A 24,458-nucleotide genomic window follows, 5' to 3' on the forward strand; every position below is an offset into this window, starting at 1 on the left:
GCGTCCGCCCACTCCAGGTCATCGTGGGTGGCGGCCGGGCGCCGCCCATGCCTCGTTACGCTGGACCGCCGCCCCGTGGCACCGGCTCCGCAATCCGGCGCAGCCGCACCTCGGCCCCCGCCTTCCCGGTGGCAGCACCCCTGGTCGCGGCGTCGGTCATGCCGTAACACTCCTTCGGCTGTGCGGACTTCGGCGGTCCGCCGCCATCCTGTGGGCGGCCGATGGGAACCGGCCAACATCGCCTTCCGGGTACATCACTTCGGCGAGCGAGCGTGATAAATCGTGACAAATGCCGCAACCGATCGGTGAATTGACGCTGTATGGCCCGTGGGCTGGACGGGCGGACGAAGGGCTCTCTACGGTCGCCGGAACCAACCCGCCTCCGGGCGGCGAACAGCCCCCCAGCCGATATATCGCCCCCGCCGACGAGCCGAACCCCGCCCGGCAGAACGGCAGAACGAGAGAACGAGAGAGGGCCGCCCGCCATGGCCGAGCAACTCCCCCAGCCGCCGGGCGGACCGCTGGGCGCCCTGCTCGCCGAGGGGGTCTCGCCCTGGCTGGAGGGCCTGTCGCGCTCGCGGCTCTCCTCCGGGCTGCTCACCCGCCTGGTGACCCAGGCCGGGCTGCGCGGCGCCACCTCCCATCCGCGCGCCCTGGCCGCCGATATGGCGGCGGACCCGGACTGCCGGCAGCAGCTCTCCCATATGGCGCGCCGCTCGGTCCCGCCGGAGCGGGCGGTGACCGCGGTGTGCGCCTACGACCTGCGCTCCGCCTGCGACGAGCTGACGGAGGTGTTCGCCGCCGGCCGGGGCCTGGACGGCCTGGTCTCGATGGACCTGAACCCGGCCCTGGCGCGGGACGCCCGGGCCACCGTGGCCGCCGCCGAGCAGCTGCACCGGGCGGCCTGCCGGGACAACGCGCTGGTGAAGATCCCGGCCACCGAGGAGGGGCTGACGGCCGTCGCCGAGTGCCTGGGCCGGGGCATCGGGGTGCACATCACCGAGGTCTACTCGGTGCACCGCTACGGCCAGGTGCTGGACGCCTGCTTCGACGGGCTGGAGCGCGCCCTGGCCGCGGGCCTGGCGCTGTCCTCGGTCGCCGCGGTGACCTCGCTGCCCGTCGGCCTGGTGGAGGCGGAGGCCGACGCCCGGCTGACCGCCCTGGGCACGGAGCGGGCGCTGGCCCTGCGCGGCACCGCCGCCCCGGCCCTGGCCCGGCTCGCCTACCGGCTGTACGAGCAGCGGCTGGGCGGCGACCGCTGGCGGCGGCTGAGCGCCGCCGGGGCGCGGCCGCCCCGGCCCATGTGGCACATCCACCCCCCGGCCGCCGCCCGGCAGCTGGCCGGACTGGTCGCCTGGGGCACCGCGGCCGCCATTCCGGCCGAGGAGCTGGTGGCCGGCCCGGCCCGCTACCGGCTGCACGGCGACACTCTGACCGGTACCCACCGGCAGGCACGCCAGGCGCTGGACCGGCTACAGCACCTGGGCTGCTGCACCGAGGCCGCCGCCGGCCGGCTGCAACGCCGCAGCCTGGCGCGGCTGGCGGCCGACTGGCGTGGCTTACTGGCCACGGCGGCCGGTCAACTGGCGCCTGCCTGACGGCCCTTGGCGGTTCACCGGACGCCCGGTGAAGCGCGCGGGACGGTGCGATACGCGGCATCCGCCGGCCCCGCGACATCCGCCGCATCCGCCGCACTGGCCGCAACCGCCGCATCTGCCGCAGCCACCGCACCCGGGGCGCAGCCGGCCACCGACGGGCCCGCGCCCGGCACGCCACCGGTGAGCCGGCCGCTCCGGCGATACGCCGCATCCACAACATCCGCCGCACCCGCCGCACCTGGGGCGCGGCCGGCCGCTGGCGGGCCCGCGCCGGACATGCCAACCGGTGAGGGGGCCGCTCGCGCCATACGCGGCATCGGCCGCACCGGCAACATCCGCCGCACCCGGGGCGCAGCCGACCACCGACGGGCCTGCGCCCGGCACGCCACCGGCAAGCGGACCGCTCCTGCAATACGCGGCACCCGCCGCACCCGCATCCACCGCACACGGCGCACGGCGCACGGCCGACGCCCTCTGCAGCCCGCGCCTGGCACGCCACCGCCCAAAACGGGCCGCTCACCAGAGCAAGCGTGCCCGGCGATGGGACAGTCCGGGAGCCGCCGGAGGACAAGTAGGCTGAGCCCGCCCGGCCGTTTCCCATCGTGGGCCGCGAGCAAGCCGTGATCCAGCCGCGATCAAGCCACTTGCGGCACTCCGGCCACTCGCCTACCTTGTGCGATTGCCGCTCCGGTAGGGGCCGGATCCCGCCAACGGGACTTACCCGGGGCCGGCGAGGACCAGGGGGAGAGACCGTGCCGCTCAGTGGAGCCGAAGCCGCCGCGTTCACCGTGCTGGAGATGCTGGACAGCGGGGCGCCCTCCCACCGGTTCCCGGCCCTGCTGGAGGAGCGGCGGCTGGCCGGGGCGCCGCCGGAGGAACTGGCCGCGCTGGAGCGCGCCACCCGGCTGGGGCTGTCCATCAGGGCGCAGACCGAGGCCCAGCAGCAGCGCGAGGCCCATCTGTCCGCCCTGTTCGACGCCGGCTTCGACCTGGCCGTACCCCAGGACATGGGCACCCTGCTGAAGGTCATCCTGCGCCGGGGCCGGGTGCTGCTCTCCACGGACATGGCCTGGATCGGCCTGCTGGACGAGGAGGGCTGCCCGGTCATCCGCGCCTCTGACGGCCACACCACCGACCGCAACATCGGCCTGCGGCTCCCCCAGGGCACCGGCCTGGGCTCCGCCACCACCCGCAGCGAGAACCCGTCCCCGTTCTGGACGCCGGACTACCTTCCCGATGAACGCATCCACCACAGCCCGGACGTGGACGGGGTAGTCAAGGCGGAGCGGCTGCGGGCCATCCTGGCCGTACCGCTGTACCGGGGCGCCCGCCCGGTGGGCACCCTCTACCTCGGCGACCGCACCGTGCGCCACTTCACCACCGAGGAGGTGGCACTCACCTGCACCTTCGCCGATCTGGTGAGCGTGGCCCTGGAGCAGGTGCGGGTGCTGGAGCACAATGCCGCGCTGATCGAGGAGCTGCGCGGCCGTACCGAGGGCTATGAGGCCGGGATGCGCGGTGCCCGGGACATCAGCGAGATCCACCAGCGGCTGGTCCAGCTGGTGCTGGACGAGGGCGACCTGGACGCCCTGGCCCGGGAGGCCGGGCGGGAACTGGCCGCCGCGGTACGGATCCTGGGGGCGAGCGGCGCCGTACTGGCCTCGGCCGGTGAGATGCCGGAGAAGCCCGGCCGGGACACCGTGGTCCCGGCGGGCCCGGCCACCCGGGCCGGGCAGCGGCTGACCGCGCTGGACGACGGCTGCTGGGCGGTGCCGCTGGCCGGCGGCGGCACCCAGCTGGGCACCCTGGTGCTGCGGCGGCCCGAGCGGTCCTGGAGCGAGCAGGACCGGCGGGTGCTCCGGCTGGTCACCGAGATGATGTCCCTGCAACTGCTGCTGGAGAACAGCCGGGGCGCCGCCGCCGAGGGCCGGATCCGCGAGAGCCTGCTGGGCGAGATGCTGCTGGGCATCCGGCGGCCGCCCCGGGAACTGCGGCAGGAGGCCCGCCGGCTGGGCATCGACCTGGGCGGCGAGCACATCCTGGTGGTGGCCCGCCCGGAGGGCGACGCCCGGGGCAGGCTGGCGGCCTGGGCCTCCTCCTACGCCCACCGGATGGGCGGCCTCAACAGCGCCCACCAGGGCTCGGCCGTCCTGCTGCTGCCGGGCGGTGACGCCGGCCGGGCGGCCCGCGCGGTGCTGGACGAACTCGCCCCGCTGCTGGGCCATCCGGTGACGGTCGGCGCGGCGGGCCCGGTGAGCGATCCCTCCGCCGTCCGGCACGCCTTGCAGGAGGCGCTGCGCTGTCTGGACGCCATGACCGCGCTGGGCGCCACCGGGCGCGCCGCCTCGCTGCGCGAACTGGGCTTTGTCGGCGTGCTGTTGGCGGACAACCACGATGTGGACGGCTTTATCGACGCCACCATCGGCCCGGTCCTGGACTACGACCGGCAGCGGTTCACCGATCTGCTGCACACCCTGGAGATCTACTTCGAGGCGGGCGGCAGCCCCACCAATGCCGCCAAGCGGCTCCATGTGCACGCCAATACGGTGGCCCGCCGGCTGGAGCGCATCGGCGAACTGCTGGGCCCCGCCTGGCAGGAGCCGGAGCGGGCGCTGGAAGTCCAGCTGGCGCTGCGGGTGTTGCGCGTCCGCGACGGCCTCGGCTCGCCTCGGCCCGAGTCGCCTCCGCCCGGCTCGGCTCCGGCCGGCCCACCCCGGCTCCACCAGGACGGCCCCGGCGCTCCTCAGCAGGCCGGGACCAGCTCCGCCGGGCACTCCTCCTGACGGCCCAGCGCGAGAACCGCATGGGCGGCGGAGGCCAGGGTGACATGCCGGTGCCAGCCGCCGAAGGAACGGCCGGTGAAGTCCCGCATCCCCACCCGGTCGGAGAGCTCCGCGAAGTCCCGGTCCACCGTCGCCACCAGCCGGCTGAGCCGGACCAGCGCGGCGGGCGGGACGTTCAGCAGATCGGTCAGCCAGAGCTCGGCGGGCCAGCGGCCGCCGTGCTCCCCCACCGCCAGCAGCAGCATGTCCCGGCCGCGTACGGCCGGTCCGGGCAGCGGCAGCGCCACCCGCACGGCGGCGGTGAGCAGGGCGCGCACCGTGCCGCCGGGGCCGCGCCAGAGCACCGGCCGGCGCAGGTCCCGGGCCGCGGCCAGCACCTGGTGCGCCGAGATCTCACCGGTCCGCCCGGCCGGGGTGTCGCTCGCCGCCAGCCGCAGCGAGCCGCCGACCCGGGCCAGCACCGGGACACCCGCGGCACGCAGCCGGTGCAGCGCGGCCAGGGTGTCCGCCTGGCGGGCGTCCAGCACCACCGGCCGCAGCGGCAGCCCCCAGCGGCGCACCGTCGCCAGATGGGACTCCACCACGCACTCCCCCAGCGTCTCGGCCGGCACCGTGTCCGGGATCATCGCCTGGCGGCGGCGCACCGGATCGTCCAGCCAGCTCTCGCCCAGGTGCAGCCGCCAGCTCACCGGAACCGCGTGCTCCGCGGTGGCCGCCCAAACCCCCACCGCCTGCTGGGCGTTGACCACCTGCCCCGCCTCCGGGCAGAAGCGGCGCTCCACGCCGACCGAGTTCTCCCCGGCCTTGGGTATCAGCATCGGCCGGACCACCCAGGCCTGCGGCGGGCGGGTCCGGGCCAGCTGGTGCGCCAGGGCGCGGCGCACCGGGCCCCAGTCCCAGGTGGAACTGGAGACAAAGTGGTGCAGGCTCTGCTCGGCGGCCGGGCCCTCGGCCAGCGCGGCGATATTGCGGATGGACTTGCGCCCGCGGGCGCCCAGCAGTCCGCGCAGATAGGTCTCGCCCCGGCGGCGCTGGTCGCTGCGCGGCAGCGAGGCGAACAGGGCGGTGGTCAGCTCGCCCAGCACCGCCTCCTGGGGGCCGGTCCCCCACTGCCGCCCGGTGCGCTCCCGCAGTGCCGTTCCATTCATCGCTTCCCCCGCGTCGGTCGTCCGGTCCGTCCCCTCAACGGTGCTCCCGGACGCCCCTCGCGGCCCAGGTGTGCCGTCCACCCCGTCCGCCCCAGGGCCGGTGGTCCGGCCACCAATCGCCTGGTGAGGGCCGTTCCGGCGGGGGCGGGGAGCGGGGCGGAAGGTGCGGCGGGAGGTGTGGCGGGACCACCAGGGCGGCTGGAACGTGTGGTTCCGTATCAGATGCCTCCGGCGGCCAGTCGGCGGCCTGGGCACCCGCCCGGCGCCGGGCCCGGCTACGGTGGTGCCGTGCTTTTTCAGGTCAACACGGAATTCCGGAGTACGGGGCAGACGTCGTGCACATTGTGATCATGGGGTGCGGACGCGTGGGCTCGGCCCTCGCGCAGACCCTTGAGCAGCAAGGCCACACGGTGGCGGTGATCGACCAGGACCCGACGGCCTTCCGCCGCCTGGGCTCCGGATTCGGCGGACGGCGGGTGACCGGCGTCGGCTTCGACCAGGACACCCTGCGCGAGGCCGGTATCGAGGAGGCGGGCGCCTTCGCCGCGGTCAGCAGTGGCGACAACTCCAACATCATCGCGGCCCGGGTGGCCCGCGAGATGTTCGGCGTGGAGAACGTGGCGGCCCGTATCTACGACCCGCGCCGCGCCGAGGTCTACCAGCGGCTGGGCATCCCCACCGTGGCCACCGTCCGCTGGACGGCCGACCAGATGCTGCGGCGGCTGCTGCCGTCCGGCGCCGAGCCGCTGTGGCGGGACCCCAGCGGCGGCGTCCAGCTCGCCGAGGTCCCGGTCTCCCCGGCCTGGGTCGGCCACAAGATCAGCCGGCTCCAGGAGGAGACCGGGGTACGGGTGGCCTTCCTCACCCGGCTGGGCGAGGCAATGCTGCCGAGCTCGGCCACGGTGCTTCAGGAGGGCGACCTGGTCCACGTGATGATGCGCACCGACGAGGTGGAGAAGGTCGAGGCCGCCTTTGCGCAGGGGCCTGAGGAGGGTCACCGATGAGGGTCGCTATCGCGGGAGCCGGGGCGGTCGGCCGCTCCATCGCCGGGGAACTGCTGGAGAACGGGCATGAGGTCCTGCTCATCGACAAGGCCCCCTCGGCCATCTCGGTGGAACGGGTGCCGCTGGCCGAGTGGCTGCTGGCCGACGCCTGTGAGATCACCTCGCTGGACGAGGCCGCGCTCCAGCGCTGCAATGTGGTGATCGCCGCCACCGGTGACGACAAGGTCAATCTGGTGGTCTCGCTGCTGGCCAAGACCGAGTACGGGGTGCCCCGGGTGGTGGCCCGGGTGAACAACCCCAAGAACGAGTGGCTGTTCAACGAGTCCTGGGGCGTGGATGTGGCCGTCTCCACCCCGCGCCTGATGTCGGCGCTGGTGGAGGAGGCGGTGAGCGTGGGCGACCTGGTGCGCCTGCTGCGCTTCAGCCAGGGCGACGCCAACCTGGTGGAGCTGACGCTGCCGCCGGAGTCGGCGCTGGCCGGTACCCGGGTCGGCGATGTGGAGTGGCCCGAGGACACCGCGCTGGTCACCATCATCCGCGGCAACCGGGTGCTGACCCCCAACAAGGAGGACGCCCTGGAGGCCGGTGACGAGCTGCTGTTCGTGGCCGCCCCGGCGCGCGAGGAGCAGCTGGAGGACCTGCTGTCGGTGCGCCGCGAGGAGAACGCGGGCTGAGGACACGGTGAAGGGCCCCGGGAGCGCGCGCTCCCGGGGCCCTTCACCATTGGTCAACCGCCGTTGGTCAATGTGTGCTTGTTCAACTGCCCTGTGCCGCCGCGGCCTTGGCCTTGGCCTCCGCCTCGGCCGCCTCCAGCTCCGCGAAGACATCGATCGGCGGCGGGGCCTTGGCCAGGAAAATCCAGGTCAGATAGACCGAGAGCAGCATCGGCGGAATGCCCAGGGCCACCTTCACCCAGCCCAACTGGGTGGCGTCGCCCCACCAGTAGAGCGGGAAGAGCACCGCCGACTTGGCCAGCAGGATCAGGCCCCAGGCCCAACTGGCCTTGGTGTACGCCTTCTTGCGGCCGGGGTTGCGGGTGCGCCAGGAGAGGTTCTCCTTGAAGATCGGCCCCAGGATCAGTCCCAGCAGCGGCACCCCGCACAGCGCGGTGACGATATAGGCCACCGCCAGGCCCAGGGTGTAGAGCATGCCGGGCAGATAGAAGTTCTTGGCGTCGCCGGACATCATCGCGAACACCGCACCGAAGGCCACCCCGAACACGCCGCCGAAGGCGTGCTTGAGGGTGTCCCTGCGCAGCAGCCGGGCGATGCCCAGCACCAGGGAGAGGGCCAGCGCCGCGATCCCGGCGATATGCAGATCACGGTCGGCCGTGTAGACGGCCACGAACACCAGGCCCGGCACGGTGGTCTCCACCATGCCGCGGACTCCGCCGAAGGCTTCCAGCAGGGCGGCTTCGGTGGCCGCCCGGGAGTCACCCTGGGCGCCGGCGGTCTTGTCGGGGGACGTCAACGGCTACTCCTGTCCGAGCGGTCGGAGTTCGTATCGGGGGTTGAACAGGACTCTCCGGCCGCGGCTCATGGCGACCCGGCCGGAGGCGATCAGCTTACGGCCGGGCTCTATGCCCGCGATGGAACGGCGCCCCAGCCAGACCACGTCCAAGGCGGCGGAGCCGTCGAACAGTTCCGCCTCCAGGGCGGGCACTCCGGCCCTGGGCCGGAGGGTGACCGTACGCAGGGTGCCGGTGACCTTCACTATCTGCCGGTCATCGACGTCGCAGATCTTGGTGCAGCCCACCGCCTCCGCCTGCTGCTGCAGCTCCGCGTCGTCCAGCTCCTCCTGGGAGCTGGACAGCCGGTCGAGCATCCGGCGGAACCGGCCGGTCGGCTTCTCGGAACGGGGTACGGCACTCATGAACCCAGCCTACCGGGGCGCTCACCGCCGCTTCACGCCTCGAACCGGTACCCCATCCCGGGCTCGGTGATGCTGTGTCTTCCCGGGGGACGCTGCACCGCATTGTGGCTGCGCCACGGGCCGGACCCCCGGCCGGGGCGGCGTCCCGGCGCTCATACCTCGAACCGGTACCCCATCCCCGGCTCGGTGATGAAGTGCCGGGGATGCGAAGGGTCCTGCTCCAGCTTGCGCCGCAGCTGGGCCATATAGACCCGCAGATAGTTGGTCTCGGTGCCGTAGGAGGGGCCCCAGACCTCCTGGAGCAGCTGCTTCTGGCTGACCAGGCGGCCGGTGTTGCGGACCAGCACCTCCAGCAGATGCCACTCGGTGGGGGTGAGCCGGACGTCCCGGCCTTGACGGTTGACCTTCTTGGCGGCCAGGTCCACGGTGAACGCCTCGGTCTCCACCGTGGCGTCGTCCCCGGCGGCCGCCGCGCCATTGGGCTCCGCCCGGCGCACCGCGGCCCGCAGCCGGGCCAGCAGCTCGTCCATGCCGAAGGGCTTGGTGACATAGTCGTCGGCGCCCGCGTCCAGCGCCTCCACCTTCTCGTCGGAGGTGTGGCGGGCGGAGAGCACCAGGATGGGCACCCGGGTCCAGCCGCGCAGTCCCTTGATCACCTCGACGCCGTCCATGTCCGGCAGGCCCAGGTCGAGGATGACCACATCGGGGTGGCGGGCGGCGGCGAGCTGGAGGGCGGTGGCCCCGTCGGGGGCGGCGTCCACCTCGTACTTCCGCGCCTTGAGGTTGATCACCAGGGCACGGACGATCTGCGGCTCGTCGTCCACCACGAGCACCCGGTTCATGCGGAACCACCTCTGTTGTTCTTCGGGGCCCCGCCACGGGACCCGGGAAATCGGCTGGGAAGGTCTGGGCCGGGGCTCATGAGGTGAGCTCGGCCGACAGGTCGGGGCGGACCGGCGGCCGGCCGGCGGCGGCCCGCAGGGTGAGCACCATGGTCATGCCGCCGCCGGGGGTGTCCTCGGCGGTCAGGGTGCCGCCCATGGCCTCGGCGAAGCCGCGGGCCACGGCCAGGCCCAGGCCGACACCCGCACCGCGCGGGGCGTCACCGTAGCGCTGGAAGGGTTCGAAGATCCGGTCCTTGGCGCTGTCCGGGACGCCGGGGCCGCGGTCGGCCACCCGGACCTCCACCCGGTCGCCCAGCGCGCTGGCGGCGACCAGCACCGGGCCGCCGTCGGGACTGTACTTGACCGCGTTCTCCACGATGTTGGCCATGGTGCGTTCCAGCAGGCCGGGATCGACGGCGACCATCGGCAGCGACTCGGGGATGTCCAGGGTGACGCTGCCCTCCGGGACGCCCACCAGCGCCATCGGAACGACCTCGTCCAGATCGATCTCGCGGATCAGCGGGGTGACGGTGCCGGTCTGCAGGCGGGACATGTCCAGCAGATTGCCCACCAGGTGGTCCAGCCGGTCCGCGCCCTCCTCGATGCCGGCCAGCAGCTCGGCCTCGTCCTCCTCGGACCAGGCCACATCGTCCGAGCGCAGCGAGGTGACCGCGGCCTTGATGCCGGCCAGCGGGGTGCGCAGATCATGGCTGACGGCGGCGAGCAGGGCGGTGCGGATGCGGTTGCCCTCGTCCAGTTCCCGGGCCCGCTCGGCCTCGCCGACCAGCCGCTGGCGGTCCAGCACCACGGCGGCCTGGGCGGCGAAGGCGGCCAGCACCCGGCGGTCCTCGGCGGGCAGCACCCGGCCGGAGAGGGCCAGCGCCATATTGTCGCCGACCGGCATGTCCACATCCGCGTCCTCGGGGCGCAGCAGCGGCTTGCCGGAGTTGGTCACCACCGAGGCCACACAGTTCCAGGGGTCCACCTCGCTGGGGCGCTCCAGCAGGGCCACCGACTCCATGGCGAAGGTCTCGCGGACCCGTTCCAGCAGGGCCTCCAGGGTGGTCTCGCCGCGCAGCACGCTGCCGGCCAGGAAGGAGAGGATCTCCGACTCGGCGCGCAGCCGGGCGGCCTGGTGGGTGCGGCGGGCGGCCAGGTCCACCACCGAGGCCACCGAGACCGCCACAAAGACAAAGATCGATATGGCGACGATGTTCTTGGGGTCGGTGATGGTGAGCCGGTGCAGCGGCTCCACAAAGTAGTAGTTGAGCAGCAGGGAGCCGAAGGCCGCGGAGAACAGCGCGGGCAGCAGCCCGCCCAGCAGGGCGGCGCCCACCGTGGCGCAGAGGAACAGCAGCATCTCGTTGGCCAGGCCCAGGCTGATGTCCAGCTGGGTGAGCACCACGCTGAGCAGGGCCGGGACCACCGCGCCCACCAGCCAGCCGGCCACGATGCGGCTGCGGCCCAGCCGGGCGCCGCGGGCCACCGGCAGACCGCGGCCCTTGGCCACCTCGTCATGGGTGACGATATGGACGTCCAGGTCGGGGCCGGAGTCCCGGGCGACGGTCTGGCCGACGCCGGGGCCGAAGATGTACTGCCAGGTCTTGCGGCGGCTGGAGCCCAGCACGATCTGGGTGGCGTTGACGCCCCGGGCGAACTCCAGCAGGGAGGCGGGTACGTCGTCCCCTATGACGTGGTGGAAGGTGCCGCCCAGGTCCTCCACCAGGGTCCGCTGGATGGCCAGTTCCTTGGGGGAGGCGGAGGTCAGCCCGTCGCTGCGGGCGATATAGACGGCCAGGATCTCGCTGCCGGAGCCCTTGGCGGCCATCCGCGCCGCGCGCCGGATCAGGGTGCGGCCCTCGGGGCCGCCGGTGAGGCCGACCACAATGCGTTCCCGGGCGTGCCAGATGGTGGAGACATCGTGGTCGGTGCGGTACTGGCGCAGATATTCATCGACCCGGTCGGCGGTCCACAGCAGGGCCAGCTCACGCAGGGCGGTGAGATTGCCGGGCCGGAAGTAGTTGGAGAGCGCGGCATCGACCTTGTCCGGCTTGTAGATGTTGCCGTGCGCCATCCGGCGGCGCAGCGCCTGAGGGGACATGTCCACCAGCTCTATCTGGTCGGCCCGCCGCACCACCTCGTCGGGCACGGTCTCCCGCTGCCGGACGCCGGTTATCGACTCGACCACATCGCCCAGCGACTCCAGGTGCTGGATATTGACGGCGGAGATGACATCGATGCCCGCCTGGAGCAGTTCCTCGACGTCCTGCCAGCGCTTGGTGTTGCGGGAGCCGGGGACATTGGTGTGCGCCAGCTCGTCCACCAGGACCACGCTGGGGCGGCGCTGGAGCACGGCGTCCACATCCATCTCGGTGAAGACGCTGTCGCGGTAGACGAGCTCCTTGCGGGGCACGATCTCCAGGCCGTGCAGCATCACCTCGGTCCGCGGCCGGCCGTGGGCCTCGATAAAGCCCACCACCACATCGGTGCCGCGTTCCATGCGCCGGTGTGCCTCGGAGAGCATCGCGTAGGTCTTGCCGACGCCCGGTGCAGCGCCCAGATAGATTCGGAGATTGCCGCGTCCCATGGCCCCATTGTCTTTCACGGTTCCCGCGGCGGTGGTCGGTCGGGGCGGTTCTCCGTCCTGAGGTGCAGCACTGCCGCGCAGATCGAGCTTACGGCGGCCGGTCTGGACAATTCGGTCGCCCTACGGTCTCTGGACAGGTATTGACGCAGCTCTGACGCCTGCCGCGGGGCGGACAGGCCGAAGGGCCGGGGCAGCCGCCCCGGCCCTTCGGCCTGTCAATTTCGCCGCGGCCCCGGGCTCAGCCCTGGGCCAGCTTCCGCAGGGCGATGTTGAGCTTGAGCACATTGACATGCGGCTCGCCCATAAAGCCCAGCAGCCGGCCGTCGATGTGGTCCTCGACCAGTTGCTCCACCTTGTCCGCGGGCAGGTGGTTGACCTCGGCCACCCGCTTGGCCTGGAGCCTGGCGTAGGCCGGGGAGATGTCCGGGTCCACGCCGGAGCCGGAGGAGGTCAGCGCGTCCACCGGCACCGAGGAGGGGGCCACATGGTTGAACTCGGCGACCTGCGACCGCCGTTGCTTGACGGAGTCCAGCAACTGCTTGCTGTCCGCGGCCAGGTTGGAGGCGCCGGAGACGGTCAGCTTGTACTGGGTGTTCTCGGTGTTGGGCCCGGCCGCCGAGGGGCGGGGCTGGAAGAACTTGGGGTCCGGCAGCGGATTGCCGTCCTTGTCCTTCTTGTCCAAGTCATAGCTCTGGCCCAGCAGTTCGGAGCCCACGGACTTGCCGTCCGCCTTGACCTCCGAGCCATTGGCCTTGCCATGGAAGGCCGCCTGGGCGATGCCGGTGACGGCCAGCGGGTAGATCACCCCGCAGACCAGGGTGAGGACGAGCATGGCTCGGAGCCCCGCCCAGACCATCCGGGCCGTGCTGCGTACGGAGTTGTTCATGGTCGTCACCTGATGCCAGGGATGAGGGAGAGAAGCATGTCAATGATCTTGATGCCGATGAACGGGGAGACCAGACCGCCCAGGCCGTAGACCAGGAGGTTGCGCCGGAGCATGCTGTCCGCGCTCATCGGCCGGTAGCGCACGCCCTTCAGGGCCAGCGGCACCAGCGCGATGATGATCAGCGCGTTGAAGATGACGGCCGACAGGATCGCGGACTGGGGCGAGTGCAGGCTCATGATGTTGAGCTTGTCCAGCCCCGGGTAGGCCACCGCGAACATCGCCGGGATGATGGCGAAGTACTTGGCGACGTCATTGGCGATGGAGAAGGTGGTCAACGCTCCTCTGGTGATGAGGAGTTGCTTGCCGATCTCGACGATCTCGATCAGCTTGGTGGGGTTGGAGTCCAGGTCCACCATGTTCCCGGCCTCCTTGGCGGCCGAGGTGCCGGTGTTCATGGCCACGCCCACATCGGCCTGGGCCAGCGCGGGGGCGTCATTGGTGCCGTCACCGGTCATGGCGACCAGCTTGCCGCCCGCCTGCTCCCGCTTGATCAGCGCCATCTTGTCCTCGGGGGTGGCCTCCGCGAGGAAGTCGTCCACCCCCGCCTCCTCGGCGATGGCCTTGGCCGTCAGCGGGTTGTCACCCGTGATCATGACGGTCTTGATGCCCATGGCGCGCAGTTCGTCGAACCGCTCGCGCATGCCCTCCTTGACCACGTCCTTGAGGTGGATCACCCCCAGGACCCGGGGTCCCTTCTCGTCCTCCACGGCGACCAGCAGGGGGGTGCCGCCGGCCTGGGATATCCCGTCATTGAGGCTGCGGGCGTCCGGGGCCACCGTGCCACCGCGCTCCTCGACCCAGGCGATGACCGAACCGGTGGCGCCCTTGCGGACCTTGCGGCCGTCCACATCCACACCCGACATCCGGGTCTGGGCGGTGAAGGGCACCCACTCGGCACCGGTGAGGTCGGTGTCGCTGCGCTCGGCCAGGCCGTACTTCTCGGTGGCCAGGGCGACGACCGAGCGGCCCTCGGGGGTCTCGTCGGCCAGCGAGGACAGCTGCGCGGCCTCCGCCAGCTCCTCCTGCCTGGCGCCCTTGACCGGGACGAACTCCGAGGCACGGCGGTTGCCGTAGGTGATGGTGCCGGTCTTGTCCAGCAGCAGCGTGGAGACGTCACCGGCGGCCTCCACGGCCCGGCCGGACATGGCCAGCACATTGCGCTGCACCAGACGGTCCATGCCCGCGATGCCGATGGCGGAGAGCAGGGCGCCGATGGTGGTGGGGATCAGGCAGACCAGCAGCGCGGTGAGGACGATCATCGTCTGCTCGGCGCCGGAGTAGATCGCGAAGGGCTGGAGGGTGACCACGGCCAGCAGGAAGACGATGGTCAGCGACGCCAGCAGGATATTGAGCGCGATCTCGTTGGGCGTCTTCTGCCGGGCGGCGCCCTCCACCAGGTTGATCATCCGGTCGATAAAGGTCTCACCGGGCTTGGTGGTGATCTTGATGACGATGCGGTCGGAGAGCACCTTGGTGCCACCGGTCACCGCACAGCGGTCACCGCCGGACTCCCGGATGACCGGGGCCGACTCGCCGGTGATCGCGGACTCGTCCACGCTCGCCACGCCCTCGACCACATCACCGTCGCCGGGGATGATGTCGCCCGCCTCACAGACCACCAGGTCGCCCACGCGCAGCTCGGCGCCGGGCACCGACTCCTCGGCGCCGTCCTTGGTCAGCCGGCGGGCCACGGTGTCGGTCTTGGCCTTGCGCAGGGTGTCGGCCTGAGCCTTGCCCCGGCCCTCGGCCACCGCCTCGGCCAGGTTGGCGAAGACCACGGTCAGCCACAGCCAGGCGGTGATGGTCCAGCCGAACCAGTCGCCCGGCTTCTTGAAGGCCAGGATGGTGGTCAGCACCGAGCCGATCTCGACCACAAACATCACCGGGGACTTGACCATCACCCGGGGGTCGAGCTTGCGGAAGGCGTCCGGCAGGGACTTCACCAGCTGTGCCGGGTCGAAGAGACCGCCGGAGACGCGCCCGCTCGACTCGTGTGCGGGCTGCTTCTCGTCCCCTTCGGGAGCGGTACGGACAGGGGTGGTGGTGCTCATGAGAGTCCCTCCGCCATTGGGCCAAGGGCCAGGGCCGGGAAGTAGGTCAGGCCGGTGATGATCAGGATGGTGCCCACCAGCAGGCCGGCGAAGAGCGGCTTCTCGGTGCGCAGGGTGCCCGCGGTCTCCGGCACCGGCTGCTGCTCGGCGAGCGAGCCGGCCAGCGCCAGGACAAAGACCATGGGCAGGAAGCGGCCGAGCAGGATGGCCAGGCCGAGCGTGGTGTTGTACCAGGGGGTGTTGGCGTTCAGGCCGGCGAAGGCCGAGCCATTGTTGTTGGCCGCCGAGGTGAAGGCGTAGAGGACCTCGGAGAAGCCATGGGCGCCGCTGTGCAGCACCGAGCCGTCGGCCTTGTTGAGGATCTGTCCGGGCGGGCCGGACATCGCCATGGACACCGCGGTGAAGCCCAGCACCAGGGTCGGGGTGATCAGGATGTAGCAGGCGGCGAGCTTGATCTCCCGGGTGCCGATCTTCTTGCCCAGGTACTCCGGCGTACGGCCGACCATCAGGCCCGCGATGAACACCGCGATGATGGCCATCACCAGCATTCCGTAGAGACCGGAGCCCACGCCGCCGGGGGCGATCTCGCCCAGCATCATGCCCAGCATGGCGATCCCGCCGCCCAGGCCGGTGAGCGAGGAGTGGCCCGCGTCCACCGCGCCGGTGGAGGTGAGGGTGGTGGCGGTGGCGAAGATCGACGAGCCGCCGATGCCGAACCGCTGCTCCTTGCCCTCCATGGCGCCGCCGGCCGCCTGCAGCGCGGCGCCGTGGTGGGCGAACTCGGTCCACATCATCAGGGCGGTGAAGCCGACCCAGATCAGCACCATCGTGCCGAGGATCGCGTAGCCCTGCTTGACGTTGCCGACCATCTTGCCGAAGGTCCGGGTCAGCGCGAAGGGGATGACCAGGATCAGGAAGACCTCGAAGAGGTTGGTGAAGGCGTTGGGGTTCTCAAAGGGGTGGGCGGAGTTGGCGTTGAAGTAGCCGCCGCCGTTGGTGCCCAGCTCCTTGATGGCCTCCTGGGAGGCCACCGCGCCGCCGTTGACCTGCTGGGTGCCGCCGGTCAGCTGCCCGATCTCATGGATTCCGGCGAAGTTCTGGATGGCACCACAGGCCACCAGCACCACGGCCGCGACCACCGAGAGGGGCAGCAGGATCCGGACGGTGCCGCGCACCAGGTCGGCCCAGAAGTTGCCCAGGTTGCTGGTACGGGACCGGGCGAAGCCCCGGACCAGGGCGATGGCCACCGCGATGCCCACCGCGGCGGAGACAAAGTTCTGCACCGCCAGGCCGAGCGTCTGGACCGCGTGGCCCATGGACTGCTCACCCGAGTAGGACTGCCAGTTGGTGTTGCCCACAAAGGACGCGGCGGTGTTGAAGGCCTGGTCCGGGCTGATGGAGTGGAAGCCGAGCGAGAGGCGGCCGGGCAGCGCGCCCTGGACCCGCTGGAGCAGGTAGAGCAGCAGCAGGCCGACCGCGGAGAAGGCCAGCACTCCGCGCAGATACGCGGGCCAGCGCATCTCGGCGTCCGGGTCGGCGCCTATCAGGCGGTAGATCCACTTCTCGGCGCGCAGGTGTTTCTTGGAGTCGTAGACACGGGCCATGTAGTCGCCCAGCGGGCGGTAGACCAGCGCCAGGGCCGCGAAGAGCGCGACGAACTGGAGGACTCCGGAAAGGACGGGGCTCATATCTGTGCTCAGAACCTCTCCGGGAAAACGAGGGCGAGGATCAAGTAGCCCAGCAGGGCGACGGCCACGACCAGGCCGACCACGTTCTCGGTGCTCACAGCTTCGCCACCCCCTTGGCGACGAGGACCACCAGCGCGAAGACCGCGACAGTGGTGGCGACGAAGGCCACGTCGGCCATCGCATGCTCCTAGAGGTTCGGATATGAACGGACCCCTAGAGGAAACCGCCCGCTCCCGCGCATTCGTAGTCCGTTGACGCCTCCCTTACGGCCATTAGCGCCTCCTTGACGAGACTCTTACGCAGGCGCCCTGGACCTGCGAAAACGCCGTTGGGCCGGAACCCCGGGAAGGGGTTCCGGCCCAACGGAACGATGGAATCCAGCCGCCTGAGCGGCCGGAATCAGCGCACCTCGGAGATCTCCGGGCCGCGCTGCAGGCGCTCCACACCACCGGCGAACCGCGAGGTCTGGCCATCCTCCTGGATGCCCTCGGCGACCATCTGCGCGTCCTCCGGCAGCTTGAGCACGATCGGGTCGCGGGGAGCCATCGGGCCCTCGCCCCGGACCACCACGGTGTCCCGGAAGATCTGCTCCAGCAGCCCGGCGGTCTGCGGCTGCACCGCGCCCTGCCCGGAGATCACTCCGCGCAGGAACCAGCGCGGGCCGTCACAGCCGACGAAGCGCACCAGCTGCACCCCATTGGTGCCGTCCGGCAGCGCCACCGGGACCTGCGCCCGCAGCTCCCAGCCCAGCGGGCCCTCGACCTCGTCCACCACACCGCCCTGCTGGGTGATGCCGGTGGCAATCTCCTCCCGCACCTCGGACCAGATGCCCTCGCGCTTGGGCGCGGCGAATGCCTGCAGCTGCACGGCACTGTCACGCAGCACCACGGTCGCGGCGACGATGGCGTCACCGGCGACCTCGACCCGCAGCTCCATGCCCTCGACCCCGGGCACGAACAGGCCGCCCAGGTCCACCCGGCCCTCGGCGGGCTCCCGGACCTCGGAGACGTCCCACGGCCCGTCGGGACGCGGCTCCGGCTCCAGCCGGACCCGCTCGGCCTCGGCGTCCGCTGCGGACCCCTCGCCCTCAACGGGCTCTTCGGAGATCACGTCGTCGATCCGATCGACGGCGTCCTCGCGCTTGCGGCGACGACCGAACACGTCACTGTCCTTCCCGGTCGGCTACGACCGAAGCGAATCCATGCCCCACGGCAGCGTGGCCACCGGTGGACCCGAAGCCCCCATCACCCCGCGCCGAGCCGGGAAGCTCCGCCACCTCATGGAAGCGGACCTTCTCGACCTGCTGGACAACCAACTGGGCGATGCGGTCGAACCTCTCGAACCGCACGGTCTCCCGTGGGTCCAGATTGACCACAATCACCTTGATCTCTCCACGGTACCCGGCATCGATGGTCCCCGGGGCATTCACCATGGAGACCCCGCACCGGGCGGCAAGCCCCGAACGCGGATGCACAAAGGCCGCATACCCATCGGGCAGCGCAATCGACACTCCGGTGGGCAGCACCAGCCGCTCCCCCGGCGCCAGCTCGGCCGCCTCGGTGGTCACCAGGTCACAGCCGGCGTCCCCGGGGTGCCCGTACGAGGGCAGCGGCACCTCCGGGTCCACCCGGCGGATCAGCACGTCAACAGGCATCAGGGGTTCACCTCGAAAGCCCGGACCACCTTGACCTGGTCCGGATCGGCCAGCGCCGCCTGGATCTCGGCCGGGCGGCCGTTGTTCAGGAAGTGCTCCACCTTGACCTCGACGAACACCGCGTCGGCGCGCACCGCCACCGGGCCGTCGGGGCCGCCGATGCGGCCGGTGGCCGTGCAGTAGAGCTTGCGGCCGTGCACCGCCAGCGCCTCCGCCTCGAGGTGGAGCACGGTGTCCACCGGCACCGGCCGGATGAAGTCCGTCTCCAGCCGCCCGGTCACCGCGATCACCCGGGTCAGCCAGTTCAGCGAGCCCAGCGTCTCGTCCAGCGCCGTGGCCAGCACTCCGCCGTGCGCCAGCCCGGGGGCACCCTGGTGGGCCTCCTTGACACGGAACTCGGCGGTGACGCTGACCCCCTCGCCGGCCCGCACCTCAAGGTGCAGGCCGTGCGGCACCGCGCCACCACAGCCGAAGCAGTGCTCATAGTGCGAACCGAGGGTCTCCCCCGGCGCGGGGGCCTCGGGATGCCGCACCGGTGGCCGGGCGTCACCCGGCGGTGTCAGCGCTGTCGTTCGTCCACTCACAGGGGCTGACCTTACCCGCGACGGCGGCACCCGGTCCCCTCCGTGCCAAGCTTGGGCACATGCAGCCTTACGAAGAACGCCTGACCGCACCCCGTTCCTGGTGGGTGATCGCGGCCGCGCTGGGGGTCGCCCTGGCGCTGGTCATGCTGCCGCTGGGCACCCTGCCCATGCTCGGCGGCCTGGCCGGCGGCGGCGCGCTGGCCGCGGTGGCGGTCAGTTCGTACGGCTCGGTACGGATCCGGGTGATCCCGGGCGCCCTGGTGGCGGGGGACGCCAAGATCCCGCTGGAGGCGCTGGGCGAGGTGGAGGTGCTGCACGGCGAGGAGGCCCGCGCCTGGCGCACCTACAAGGCGGACACCCGCGCCTTTATGCTGCTGCGCGGCTATATCCCCAGCGCGGTACGGATCGAGGTCACCGACCCCGAGGACCCGACGCCCTATCTCTACCTCTCCACCCGCCGGCCGGAACGGCTGGCCGCCGCGCTCAGCGGCGCGAAGCGCGCCCTTTAGGGGCGCGGGGCAGCTATTCGATATGCGGCTCCGCCGCGTGGGCGCGACCAGCCCCAGACGGCCCGCGCGCAACCCCGTGACCGAGGTATGGGACCTCTCACCAAAGGCGCCGCACCCGGCGATACTAAAGCTCTTCCCAGGCCACCTGGCGCCCGCGCAGATCAGCCCGGATCTTGTCGGCCAGCCGCTTGGTGTCCCGCCGGTTCATCACCGCGCCCACACTGGCGCCGATCATGAACGGGGTGAGGCTGGGCAGCCTGCGGAAGGTGCGCTTGAGCACCCGCTGGCGCAGCTCGCGGCGCATCTGCACGCCCAGCGCCACATTGACGGTGCTGGGCACGGTGACATCGATGCCTCGTTCGTCCGCCCAGGCCCGTACATAGGCCATGGCCCGCTGCCGGGCATTGCCGGGCGGCCGCAGGCCGTAGACCTCGTGCAGCTCGGCGATCAGCTTGAGCTCCACCGCGGCGACACCGGTGATCTCGGCCGCCAGCTCGGCGGGCATGGCCGGCGGCACGGGCAGCATGGCCGCCGCACCCACCCCGGCCCCCACCGTGGAGGTGCCGTACATGGCTCCGGCGACCAGCTTGTCGGCCAGCTCTTCCGGGCCCAGGCCCGGGAACTGGCGGCGCAGGGTGGCCAGATCGCGCACCCGCACCCGTGGGGCGATGGCGATGATCCGGTCGGCCACCGCGGTCAGCCCCGCGCCCATCCCCCGTTTTCCCGCCCGTACCAGGCCGCGGCCGACCCCCGCGGCGAGCGAGGCCCTGCGGCCCCGCTCGGCGTGTGTGTCGGCCGCGGCACCGGGCACCGGCCCGGCCGGCCGTTTCCGGAACGGGTTCGAGCCTGCCATTGCAGACCCTTGCCTCAATCGCAGTCGCGGCAGATCGGCTGACCGTTCTTCTCACGGGCCAGCTGGCTGCGGTGATGCACCAGGAAGCAGCTCATGCAGGTGAACTCGTCCGCCTGCTTGGGCAGGACCCGGACGGCCAGCTCCTCATTGGAGAGGTCCGCGCCGGGCAGCTCCATGCCCTCGGCGGCCTCGAAGTCATCCACGTCCACGGACGAAGCGGACTTGTCGTTCCTCCGGGCCTTCAGTTCTTCAAGGCTGTCGGAATCGACGTCGTCGTCGGTCTTGCGTGGGGTGTCGTAATCCGTTGCCATGTCGCTCTCCCCCTCTGGGTGTCTGCGGTATCTCCAGCGCACGTAACGCGTGAGAGGCCGGACTTGTGCCCGACCCGAGGCGGAGATTTTGCCTCACATCAAGGTCTGTTACTCAATCGACACCCAACCGCGCACCTGAAGAGGTGATCGCTGAAGGGTGGCGAACCGGACCGTCGCTGGTCCATTGCCGCGTGCGGCAGCGCCAATTCCTGTACTTCCCGTGATCAGGACCCCTGGAAACCCCCATTTTCCAGGGGTACCGGCATTCCGTTCGATTACGGAGAGTGGATGGCCCAGAGCCATCGCATGTGATCGATCACACACGACGACAGCACCGCCCGGACCGGGAAAATTCCTCCCAAAGCGAAGCGGTGCCGCCGTATTGTCGCAGACTTCCCGCGGCGTGTCAGGTCGGCAGTACCACCCGCATCACCAGGCCGCCACCCTCCCTGGGCTCGGCGGTGATCCGCCCGCCGTGCGCCCGGGCCACCGAGCGCACAATGGACAGGCCCAGGCCCACGCCCTTGTCGCTGCCGGTGCGCTCGGTGCGCAGCCGTCTGAAGGGCTCGAAAATGTTGTCCACCTCATAGGCGGGGACCACCGGCCCGGTGTTCTCCACCACCAGCACCGCCTGGCCCGGCAGCGCCTGGGTGGTCACCTCCACCCAGCCGTCCGGCACGTTGTAGCGCACCGCGTTCTGCACCAGGTTGAGGGCGATCCGCTCCAGCAGCACACCATTGCCCTGCACCACCGCGGGCTGGCGGATGCCGCGCAGCTCCACACCCTTGTCCTGGGCCTCGGCCCGGGTCTGGTCCAGCGCCTGGGAGGCCACCTCGGCCAGGTCCACCGGCTTGCGGTCCACGATCTCGTTGTCACTGCGGGCGAGCAGCAGCAGGCCCTCCACCAGCTGTTCGCTGCGCTCATTGGTGGCCAGCAGCGTCTTGCCCAGCTGCTGCAGCTCGGGCGAGGCCCCGGGATCGGAGAGGTGCACCTCCAGCAGCGTGCGGTTGATCGCCAGCGGGGTGCGCAGCTCATGCGAGGCGTTGGCCACAAAGCGCTGCTGGGCGGTGAAGGCACGCTCCAGCCGGTCCAGCATCTCGTCGAAGGTGTCCGAGAGCTCCTTGAACTCGTCGTCCGGGCCGCCCAGCTCGATGCGCCGGGTCAGATCGGTGGCGGCCACCCGGCGGGCGGTGCGGGTGATCTTGCCCAGCGGGGACAGCACCCGCCCGGCCATGGCGTAGCCGAAGGCGAAGGCGATCACGGCCAGCCCGACCAGGGCGAACAGCGAGCGGCGCAGCAGGCTGCCGAGGGCGGCGGCGCGCTGCTGGTCCATGCAGGACTTGATGAGGTGGGCCTTGTCGAAGCTGCCGTTCAGGGAATTGCAACTGGGATTGAGCCGCACCACAGTGTTGTCGCCGCTGATGGAGCTGATCGGCAGCAGGCTGCCCTGCCGCAGCGCGTCCGCCGCCAGCAGATAGATGATCGTCAGCAGCAGGACGCCGGCCATCAGGAACATCCCGCCGTAGAGCAGGGTGAGCCGTATCCGGATGGTGGGCCGCAGCCAGGGAAAGGGCCGCACCACCGGCTGCCGGGGGTCCCAGGCGGGTTTCGGCGGGGCGGGTGGCGCGGACGGCATGGGGGGTGTACCGGGCATCGGGGATCAGATCCGGTATCCGGAGCCCGGCACGGTGATGATCACCGCGGGCTCGCCGAGCTTGCGGCGCAGGGTCATCACGGTGACCCGGACCACATTGGTGAAGGGGTCGGTGTTCTCGTCCCAGGCCTTCTCCAGCAGCTGCTCCGCGGAGACCACCGCGCCCTCGCTGCGCATCAGCACCTCCAGCACCGCGAACTCCTTGGGCGCCAGCTGCACCTCACGGCCGTCCCGGAACACCTCGCGACGGTTGGGATCGAGCCGGATGCCGGCCCGCTCCAGCACCGGCGGCAGGGCCACCGTGGTCCGCCGGCCCAGCGCCCGCACCCGGGCGGTCAGCTCGGTGAAGGCGAAGGGCTTGGGCAGATAGTCGTCGGCCCCCAGCTCCAGGCCCTCCACCCGGTCGCTGACATCGCCGGAGGCGGTGAGCATCAGCACCCGGGTGGGCATGCCCAGCTCGACCACCTTGCGGCAGACGTCGTCACCGTGCACCACCGGCAGGTCCCGGTCGAGAATGATGACGTCGTAGTCATTGACGGCGATGCGCTCCAGGGCCGCGGCGCCGTCGTAGACCACGTCGACGGCCATGGCTTCCCGGCGCAGCCCGGTCGCTACGGCATCGGCGAGCAGCTGCTCGTCCTCGACGACGAGTACGCGCACGGCGTGGGTCCTTCCTTGATGTGCCTGGTGGGCAGGGGGTTTCGCCCGCTGTGGGCAGGCCGAACGGGCCCGGCGGGCCCCCTCCATCCTGCCTCCATGACCGGTAAACCGGCTGTAAGGGGTTGTAGATGGCCGGGAGGGGAGGGATCGCGGATTCTTCGCGGAGCCCAGGTTTCCGCCCGGCCGAGGGTGGGGAAGACGTCTGCACACCCGCGATCACCTCCCTGTTGGAGCCGTACGCAGCCGCACGCCATGCCGCGGCGGTATGCCGGGGGCACAAAGGTGATCGTTTCGCCGTGGCACACCCCCGTGCCAACGACCCACGACGAGGGGGCGCAGCACATGGACGCGTTCACCGCTGGCATTCTGCAGCGCATAGAGACCACCAGGACCGATCTCGACCGGGCCCGCCGCAGCGGCGACGACTTTCTCGCCGAGGTGGAACAGGCCGAGCTGGACGACCTGCACCGGCTCGCCGCCGAGCACGGCGTCGAGGTCAGCGCCGCCTGACCCTTGACCCGCCTCGGCGAACACCGCGCCCCGGCACCCTCACCGGTGCCGGGGCGCGGTGTTGTGCGCCGGGCTGTGAAGCCCCCGGCAGGGGGCGGGGCAGCTGCGCCAGGGGCGCGAGGCGGGTGTATCCGGGGCGCCGGGCGGCTCCGACCAGGGCACCGGGCAACTACGTCCAGGGCGCCCGGCGGCTGCATCCGGGACACGGGGCGGCCACGTCCGGGGCACCGGGCAGCTACACCCAGGGCACCGGGCGGCTATGTCCAGGGCACCGGACGGCTACGTCAGCCGCTCCGCCGCGTCGGTGCGGCCGGCCGGAGGCGGGCCGCAGCGGAAACGCGACTCAGTCGTGCCAGGCGCCCAGCGCCTCCAGCCGCTGCTGCAGCGGCTCGAACAGCCCCGCCGGGGCGGCCACCGTCAGCTCACCGGAGGCAGCCGCTCCGGGGCGGCCCCCGGTCAGCGCCCCGGCCTCGCGGGCGATCAGTGCGCCGGCCGCGAAGTCCCAGGGGTTGAGCCCGCGCTCGTAGTAGCCGTCCAGCCGGCCGCACGCCACATCGCACAGATCGATGGCGGCCGATCCGCCGCGCCGGATGTCCCGCACCTCCGGCAGCAGACTGCGCAGCACCTCCGCCTGGGCGGCCCGCCGCTCGGTCAGATAGCCGAAGCCGGTGCCGATCAGCGCCTGCCCCAGGGAGGGGGCGGGACGGACCCGCAGGGCGCGCTCCCCGCAGTAGGCCCCCGCGCCCAGCACGGCGTGATAGGTCTCCCCGCGCATCGGCGCGGCCACCACCCCCACCAGGGTCTCCCCGTCCGCCTCGGCGGCGATGGAGACGGCCCAGGACGGCAGGTCATAGAGGTAGTTGACGGTGCCGTCGATGGGGTCGATGACCCAGCGCACTCCGCTGCTGCCCACCGTGCTGGCGCCCTCCTCGCCGAGCAGGCCGTCCTGCGGCCGCCGCTCGGCGAGGAAGGTGGTGATCAGCTTCTCGGCGGCCAGATCCATCTCGGTGACCACATCGATGGGGCTGGTCTTGGTGGCGGCCACCGAGAGGTCGGCGGGCCGGCCGTCCCGGAGCAGATCACCGGCCAGCGTGGCGGCCTCCAGCGCCACCGCCAGGAGTTCGGTCTTCAGCGGGTCCTTCAGCGGGTCGTTCACAACGCT

The 24,458-nt window shown here is 71.6% G+C and carries 23 protein-coding genes; 6 read left to right on the forward strand and 17 right to left on the reverse strand.

From position 1 onward, the window contains the following. Nucleotides 1–485: 485 nt before the first annotated feature. On the forward strand, nucleotides 486–1,598 hold the full coding sequence (locus tag CV755_RS31605) for a transaldolase family protein (RefSeq protein WP_161968776.1): 1,113 nt from the start codon (nucleotides 486–488) through the stop codon (nucleotides 1,596–1,598). Between the two features lie 752 nt (nucleotides 1,599–2,350). Continuing rightward, the gene (locus CV755_RS31615; protein ID WP_109284061.1) at nucleotides 2,351–4,381 is read left to right on the forward strand and encodes a helix-turn-helix domain-containing protein; all 2,031 of its coding nucleotides are present in this window, start codon (nucleotides 2,351–2,353) and stop codon (nucleotides 4,379–4,381) included. Here CV755_RS31615 and CV755_RS31620 read toward each other — a convergent pair. Next, complete coding sequence (locus CV755_RS31620; protein ID WP_109284063.1) at nucleotides 4,342–5,529, reverse strand: IS701 family transposase; 1,188 nt, start codon at nucleotides 5,527–5,529, stop codon at nucleotides 4,342–4,344. The two genes, CV755_RS31615 and CV755_RS31620, sit on opposite strands and share 40 nt — an antisense overlap. Nucleotides 5,530–5,864: 335 nt before the next feature. Between CV755_RS31620 and CV755_RS31625 the strand changes: the two genes are divergently transcribed. Both CV755_RS31625 and CV755_RS31630 read left to right on the forward strand, forming a co-directional pair. Beyond that, entirely contained in the window at nucleotides 5,865–6,533 is a 669-nt protein-coding gene (locus CV755_RS31625; RefSeq protein ID WP_109284065.1) for a potassium channel family protein, read from the forward strand. Further along, on the forward strand, nucleotides 6,530–7,207 hold the full coding sequence (locus CV755_RS31630; protein WP_109284068.1) for a potassium channel family protein: 678 nt from the start codon (nucleotides 6,530–6,532) through the stop codon (nucleotides 7,205–7,207). The genes CV755_RS31625 and CV755_RS31630 overlap by 4 nt, the downstream gene beginning before the upstream one ends. Nucleotides 7,208–7,289: 82 nt before the next feature. On the opposite strand, the gene CV755_RS31635 is transcribed toward CV755_RS31630, so the two are convergent. The 11 genes from CV755_RS31635 to CV755_RS31685 all read right to left on the reverse strand — a co-directional run bounded on the left by CV755_RS31635 (nucleotide 7,290) and on the right by CV755_RS31685 (nucleotide 18,799). Continuing rightward, nucleotides 7,290–8,003, reverse strand: coding sequence for a DUF3159 domain-containing protein (locus CV755_RS31635; protein ID WP_109284070.1), 714 nt, complete (start codon nucleotides 8,001–8,003; stop codon nucleotides 7,290–7,292). A 3-nt stretch (nucleotides 8,004–8,006) separates the two neighbouring features. After that, nucleotides 8,007–8,405, reverse strand: coding sequence for an OB-fold nucleic acid binding domain-containing protein (locus tag CV755_RS31640; protein WP_109284072.1), 399 nt, complete (start codon nucleotides 8,403–8,405; stop codon nucleotides 8,007–8,009). 152 nt (nucleotides 8,406–8,557) lie between these two features. Next, on the reverse strand, nucleotides 8,558–9,247 hold the full coding sequence (locus CV755_RS31645; protein ID WP_109284074.1) for a response regulator: 690 nt from the start codon (nucleotides 9,245–9,247) through the stop codon (nucleotides 8,558–8,560). Nucleotides 9,248–9,323: 76 nt separating this feature from the next. Further along, nucleotides 9,324–11,876: a sensor histidine kinase gene (locus tag CV755_RS31650; RefSeq protein ID WP_109284076.1), complete on the reverse strand. Its 2,553-nt coding sequence runs from the start codon at nucleotides 11,874–11,876 to the stop codon at nucleotides 9,324–9,326. 238 nt (nucleotides 11,877–12,114) lie between these two features. Continuing rightward, the gene (gene kdpC / locus CV755_RS31655; protein WP_109284078.1) at nucleotides 12,115–12,762 is read right to left on the reverse strand and encodes a potassium-transporting ATPase subunit KdpC; all 648 of its coding nucleotides are present in this window, start codon (nucleotides 12,760–12,762) and stop codon (nucleotides 12,115–12,117) included. Nucleotides 12,763–12,767: 5 nt separating this feature from the next. Beyond that, nucleotides 12,768–14,873: a potassium-transporting ATPase subunit KdpB gene (gene kdpB, locus CV755_RS31660; protein ID WP_109284080.1), complete on the reverse strand. Its 2,106-nt coding sequence runs from the start codon at nucleotides 14,871–14,873 to the stop codon at nucleotides 12,768–12,770. After that, nucleotides 14,870–16,561: a potassium-transporting ATPase subunit KdpA gene (gene kdpA / locus CV755_RS31665; protein ID WP_109284082.1), complete on the reverse strand. Its 1,692-nt coding sequence runs from the start codon at nucleotides 16,559–16,561 to the stop codon at nucleotides 14,870–14,872. Before kdpA ends, kdpB begins: the two co-directional genes overlap by 4 nt. An 8-nt stretch (nucleotides 16,562–16,569) precedes the next feature. Further along, the gene (gene kdpF, locus CV755_RS31670) at nucleotides 16,570–16,659 is read right to left on the reverse strand and encodes a K(+)-transporting ATPase subunit F (RefSeq protein ID WP_109284084.1); all 90 of its coding nucleotides are present in this window, start codon (nucleotides 16,657–16,659) and stop codon (nucleotides 16,570–16,572) included. Between the two features lie 301 nt (nucleotides 16,660–16,960). After that, nucleotides 16,961–17,722 (reverse strand): DUF3710 domain-containing protein, encoded by a 762-nt coding sequence (locus CV755_RS31675; protein WP_109284086.1) that lies wholly within the window; start codon nucleotides 17,720–17,722, stop codon nucleotides 16,961–16,963. A 1-nt stretch (nucleotide 17,723) separates the two neighbouring features. After that, nucleotides 17,724–18,215, reverse strand: a complete 492-nt coding sequence (gene dut, locus CV755_RS31680) for a dUTP diphosphatase (protein WP_109284088.1) — start codon at nucleotides 18,213–18,215, stop codon at nucleotides 17,724–17,726. Continuing rightward, nucleotides 18,215–18,799, reverse strand: a complete 585-nt coding sequence (locus tag CV755_RS31685; RefSeq protein ID WP_109284090.1) for a PaaI family thioesterase — start codon at nucleotides 18,797–18,799, stop codon at nucleotides 18,215–18,217. Before CV755_RS31685 ends, dut begins: the two co-directional genes overlap by 1 nt. Before the next feature lie 59 nt (nucleotides 18,800–18,858). On the opposite strand from CV755_RS31685, the gene CV755_RS31690 reads away from it, so the two are divergent. Then, a complete protein-coding gene (locus CV755_RS31690) occupies nucleotides 18,859–19,308 on the forward strand; it encodes a DUF3093 domain-containing protein (protein ID WP_109284092.1) in 450 nt (149 codons plus the stop codon). A 124-nt stretch (nucleotides 19,309–19,432) separates the two neighbouring features. On the opposite strand, the gene CV755_RS31695 is transcribed toward CV755_RS31690, so the two are convergent. The 4 genes from CV755_RS31695 to CV755_RS31710 all read right to left on the reverse strand — a co-directional run bounded on the left by CV755_RS31695 (nucleotide 19,433) and on the right by CV755_RS31710 (nucleotide 22,786). Then, nucleotides 19,433–20,161, reverse strand: coding sequence for a hypothetical protein (locus CV755_RS31695; protein ID WP_241561523.1), 729 nt, complete (start codon nucleotides 20,159–20,161; stop codon nucleotides 19,433–19,435). A gap of 14 nt (nucleotides 20,162–20,175) precedes the next feature. Continuing rightward, complete coding sequence (locus CV755_RS31700) at nucleotides 20,176–20,472, reverse strand: DUF4193 domain-containing protein (RefSeq protein ID WP_109284094.1); 297 nt, start codon at nucleotides 20,470–20,472, stop codon at nucleotides 20,176–20,178. A 406-nt stretch (nucleotides 20,473–20,878) separates the two neighbouring features. Then, nucleotides 20,879–22,126: a sensor histidine kinase gene (locus CV755_RS31705; protein WP_109284095.1), complete on the reverse strand. Its 1,248-nt coding sequence runs from the start codon at nucleotides 22,124–22,126 to the stop codon at nucleotides 20,879–20,881. A gap of 6 nt (nucleotides 22,127–22,132) precedes the next feature. Beyond that, nucleotides 22,133–22,786: a response regulator transcription factor gene (locus tag CV755_RS31710; protein WP_109284098.1), complete on the reverse strand. Its 654-nt coding sequence runs from the start codon at nucleotides 22,784–22,786 to the stop codon at nucleotides 22,133–22,135. Nucleotides 22,787–23,095: 309 nt separating this feature from the next. On the opposite strand from CV755_RS31710, the gene CV755_RS35005 reads away from it, so the two are divergent. Then, nucleotides 23,096–23,296 carry a hypothetical protein gene (locus tag CV755_RS35005; RefSeq protein WP_109284100.1) on the forward strand — a complete coding sequence of 67 codons (201 nt, stop codon included), beginning with the start codon at nucleotides 23,096–23,098 and terminating at the stop codon, nucleotides 23,294–23,296. Between the two features lie 343 nt (nucleotides 23,297–23,639). On the opposite strand, the gene CV755_RS31720 is transcribed toward CV755_RS35005, so the two are convergent. Beyond that, on the reverse strand, nucleotides 23,640–24,440 hold the full coding sequence (locus CV755_RS31720) for an inositol monophosphatase family protein (protein WP_109284319.1): 801 nt from the start codon (nucleotides 24,438–24,440) through the stop codon (nucleotides 23,640–23,642). Between the last annotated feature and the right edge of the window lie 18 nt (nucleotides 24,441–24,458).

This window comes from Streptomyces orinoci (assembly GCF_003121295.1).
Lineage (GTDB): Bacteria > Actinomycetota > Actinomycetes > Streptomycetales > Streptomycetaceae > Streptomyces > Streptomyces orinoci.

Bases quoted from the DNA above. Each gene is read 5' to 3' on its own strand.
- kdpA (WP_109284082.1), bottom strand. From the start codon at position 16,561: ATGAGCCCCGTCCTTTCCGGAGTCCTCCAGTTCGTCGCGCTCTTCGCG.
- CV755_RS31690 (WP_109284092.1), top strand. From the start codon at position 18,859: ATGCAGCCTTACGAAGAACGCCTGACCGCACCCCGTTCCTGGTGGGTG.
- CV755_RS31620 (WP_109284063.1), bottom strand. From the start codon at position 5,529: ATGAATGGAACGGCACTGCGGGAGCGCACCGGGCGGCAGTGGGGGACC.
- CV755_RS31700 (WP_109284094.1), bottom strand. From the start codon at position 20,472: ATGGCAACGGATTACGACACCCCACGCAAGACCGACGACGACGTCGAT.
- kdpC (WP_109284078.1), bottom strand. From the start codon at position 12,762: ATGAACAACTCCGTACGCAGCACGGCCCGGATGGTCTGGGCGGGGCTC.
- dut (WP_109284088.1), bottom strand. From the start codon at position 18,215: ATGCCTGTTGACGTGCTGATCCGCCGGGTGGACCCGGAGGTGCCGCTG.
- CV755_RS31695 (WP_241561523.1), bottom strand. From the start codon at position 20,161: ATGGCAGGCTCGAACCCGTTCCGGAAACGGCCGGCCGGGCCGGTGCCC.
- CV755_RS31645 (WP_109284074.1), bottom strand. From the start codon at position 9,247: ATGAACCGGGTGCTCGTGGTGGACGACGAGCCGCAGATCGTCCGTGCC.
- CV755_RS31630 (WP_109284068.1), top strand. From the start codon at position 6,530: ATGAGGGTCGCTATCGCGGGAGCCGGGGCGGTCGGCCGCTCCATCGCC.
- CV755_RS31640 (WP_109284072.1), bottom strand. From the start codon at position 8,405: ATGAGTGCCGTACCCCGTTCCGAGAAGCCGACCGGCCGGTTCCGCCGG.
- CV755_RS31605 (WP_161968776.1), top strand. From the start codon at position 486: ATGGCCGAGCAACTCCCCCAGCCGCCGGGCGGACCGCTGGGCGCCCTG.
- CV755_RS31705 (WP_109284095.1), bottom strand. From the start codon at position 22,126: ATGCCCGGTACACCCCCCATGCCGTCCGCGCCACCCGCCCCGCCGAAA.
- kdpB (WP_109284080.1), bottom strand. From the start codon at position 14,873: ATGAGCACCACCACCCCTGTCCGTACCGCTCCCGAAGGGGACGAGAAG.
- CV755_RS31650 (WP_109284076.1), bottom strand. From the start codon at position 11,876: ATGGGACGCGGCAATCTCCGAATCTATCTGGGCGCTGCACCGGGCGTC.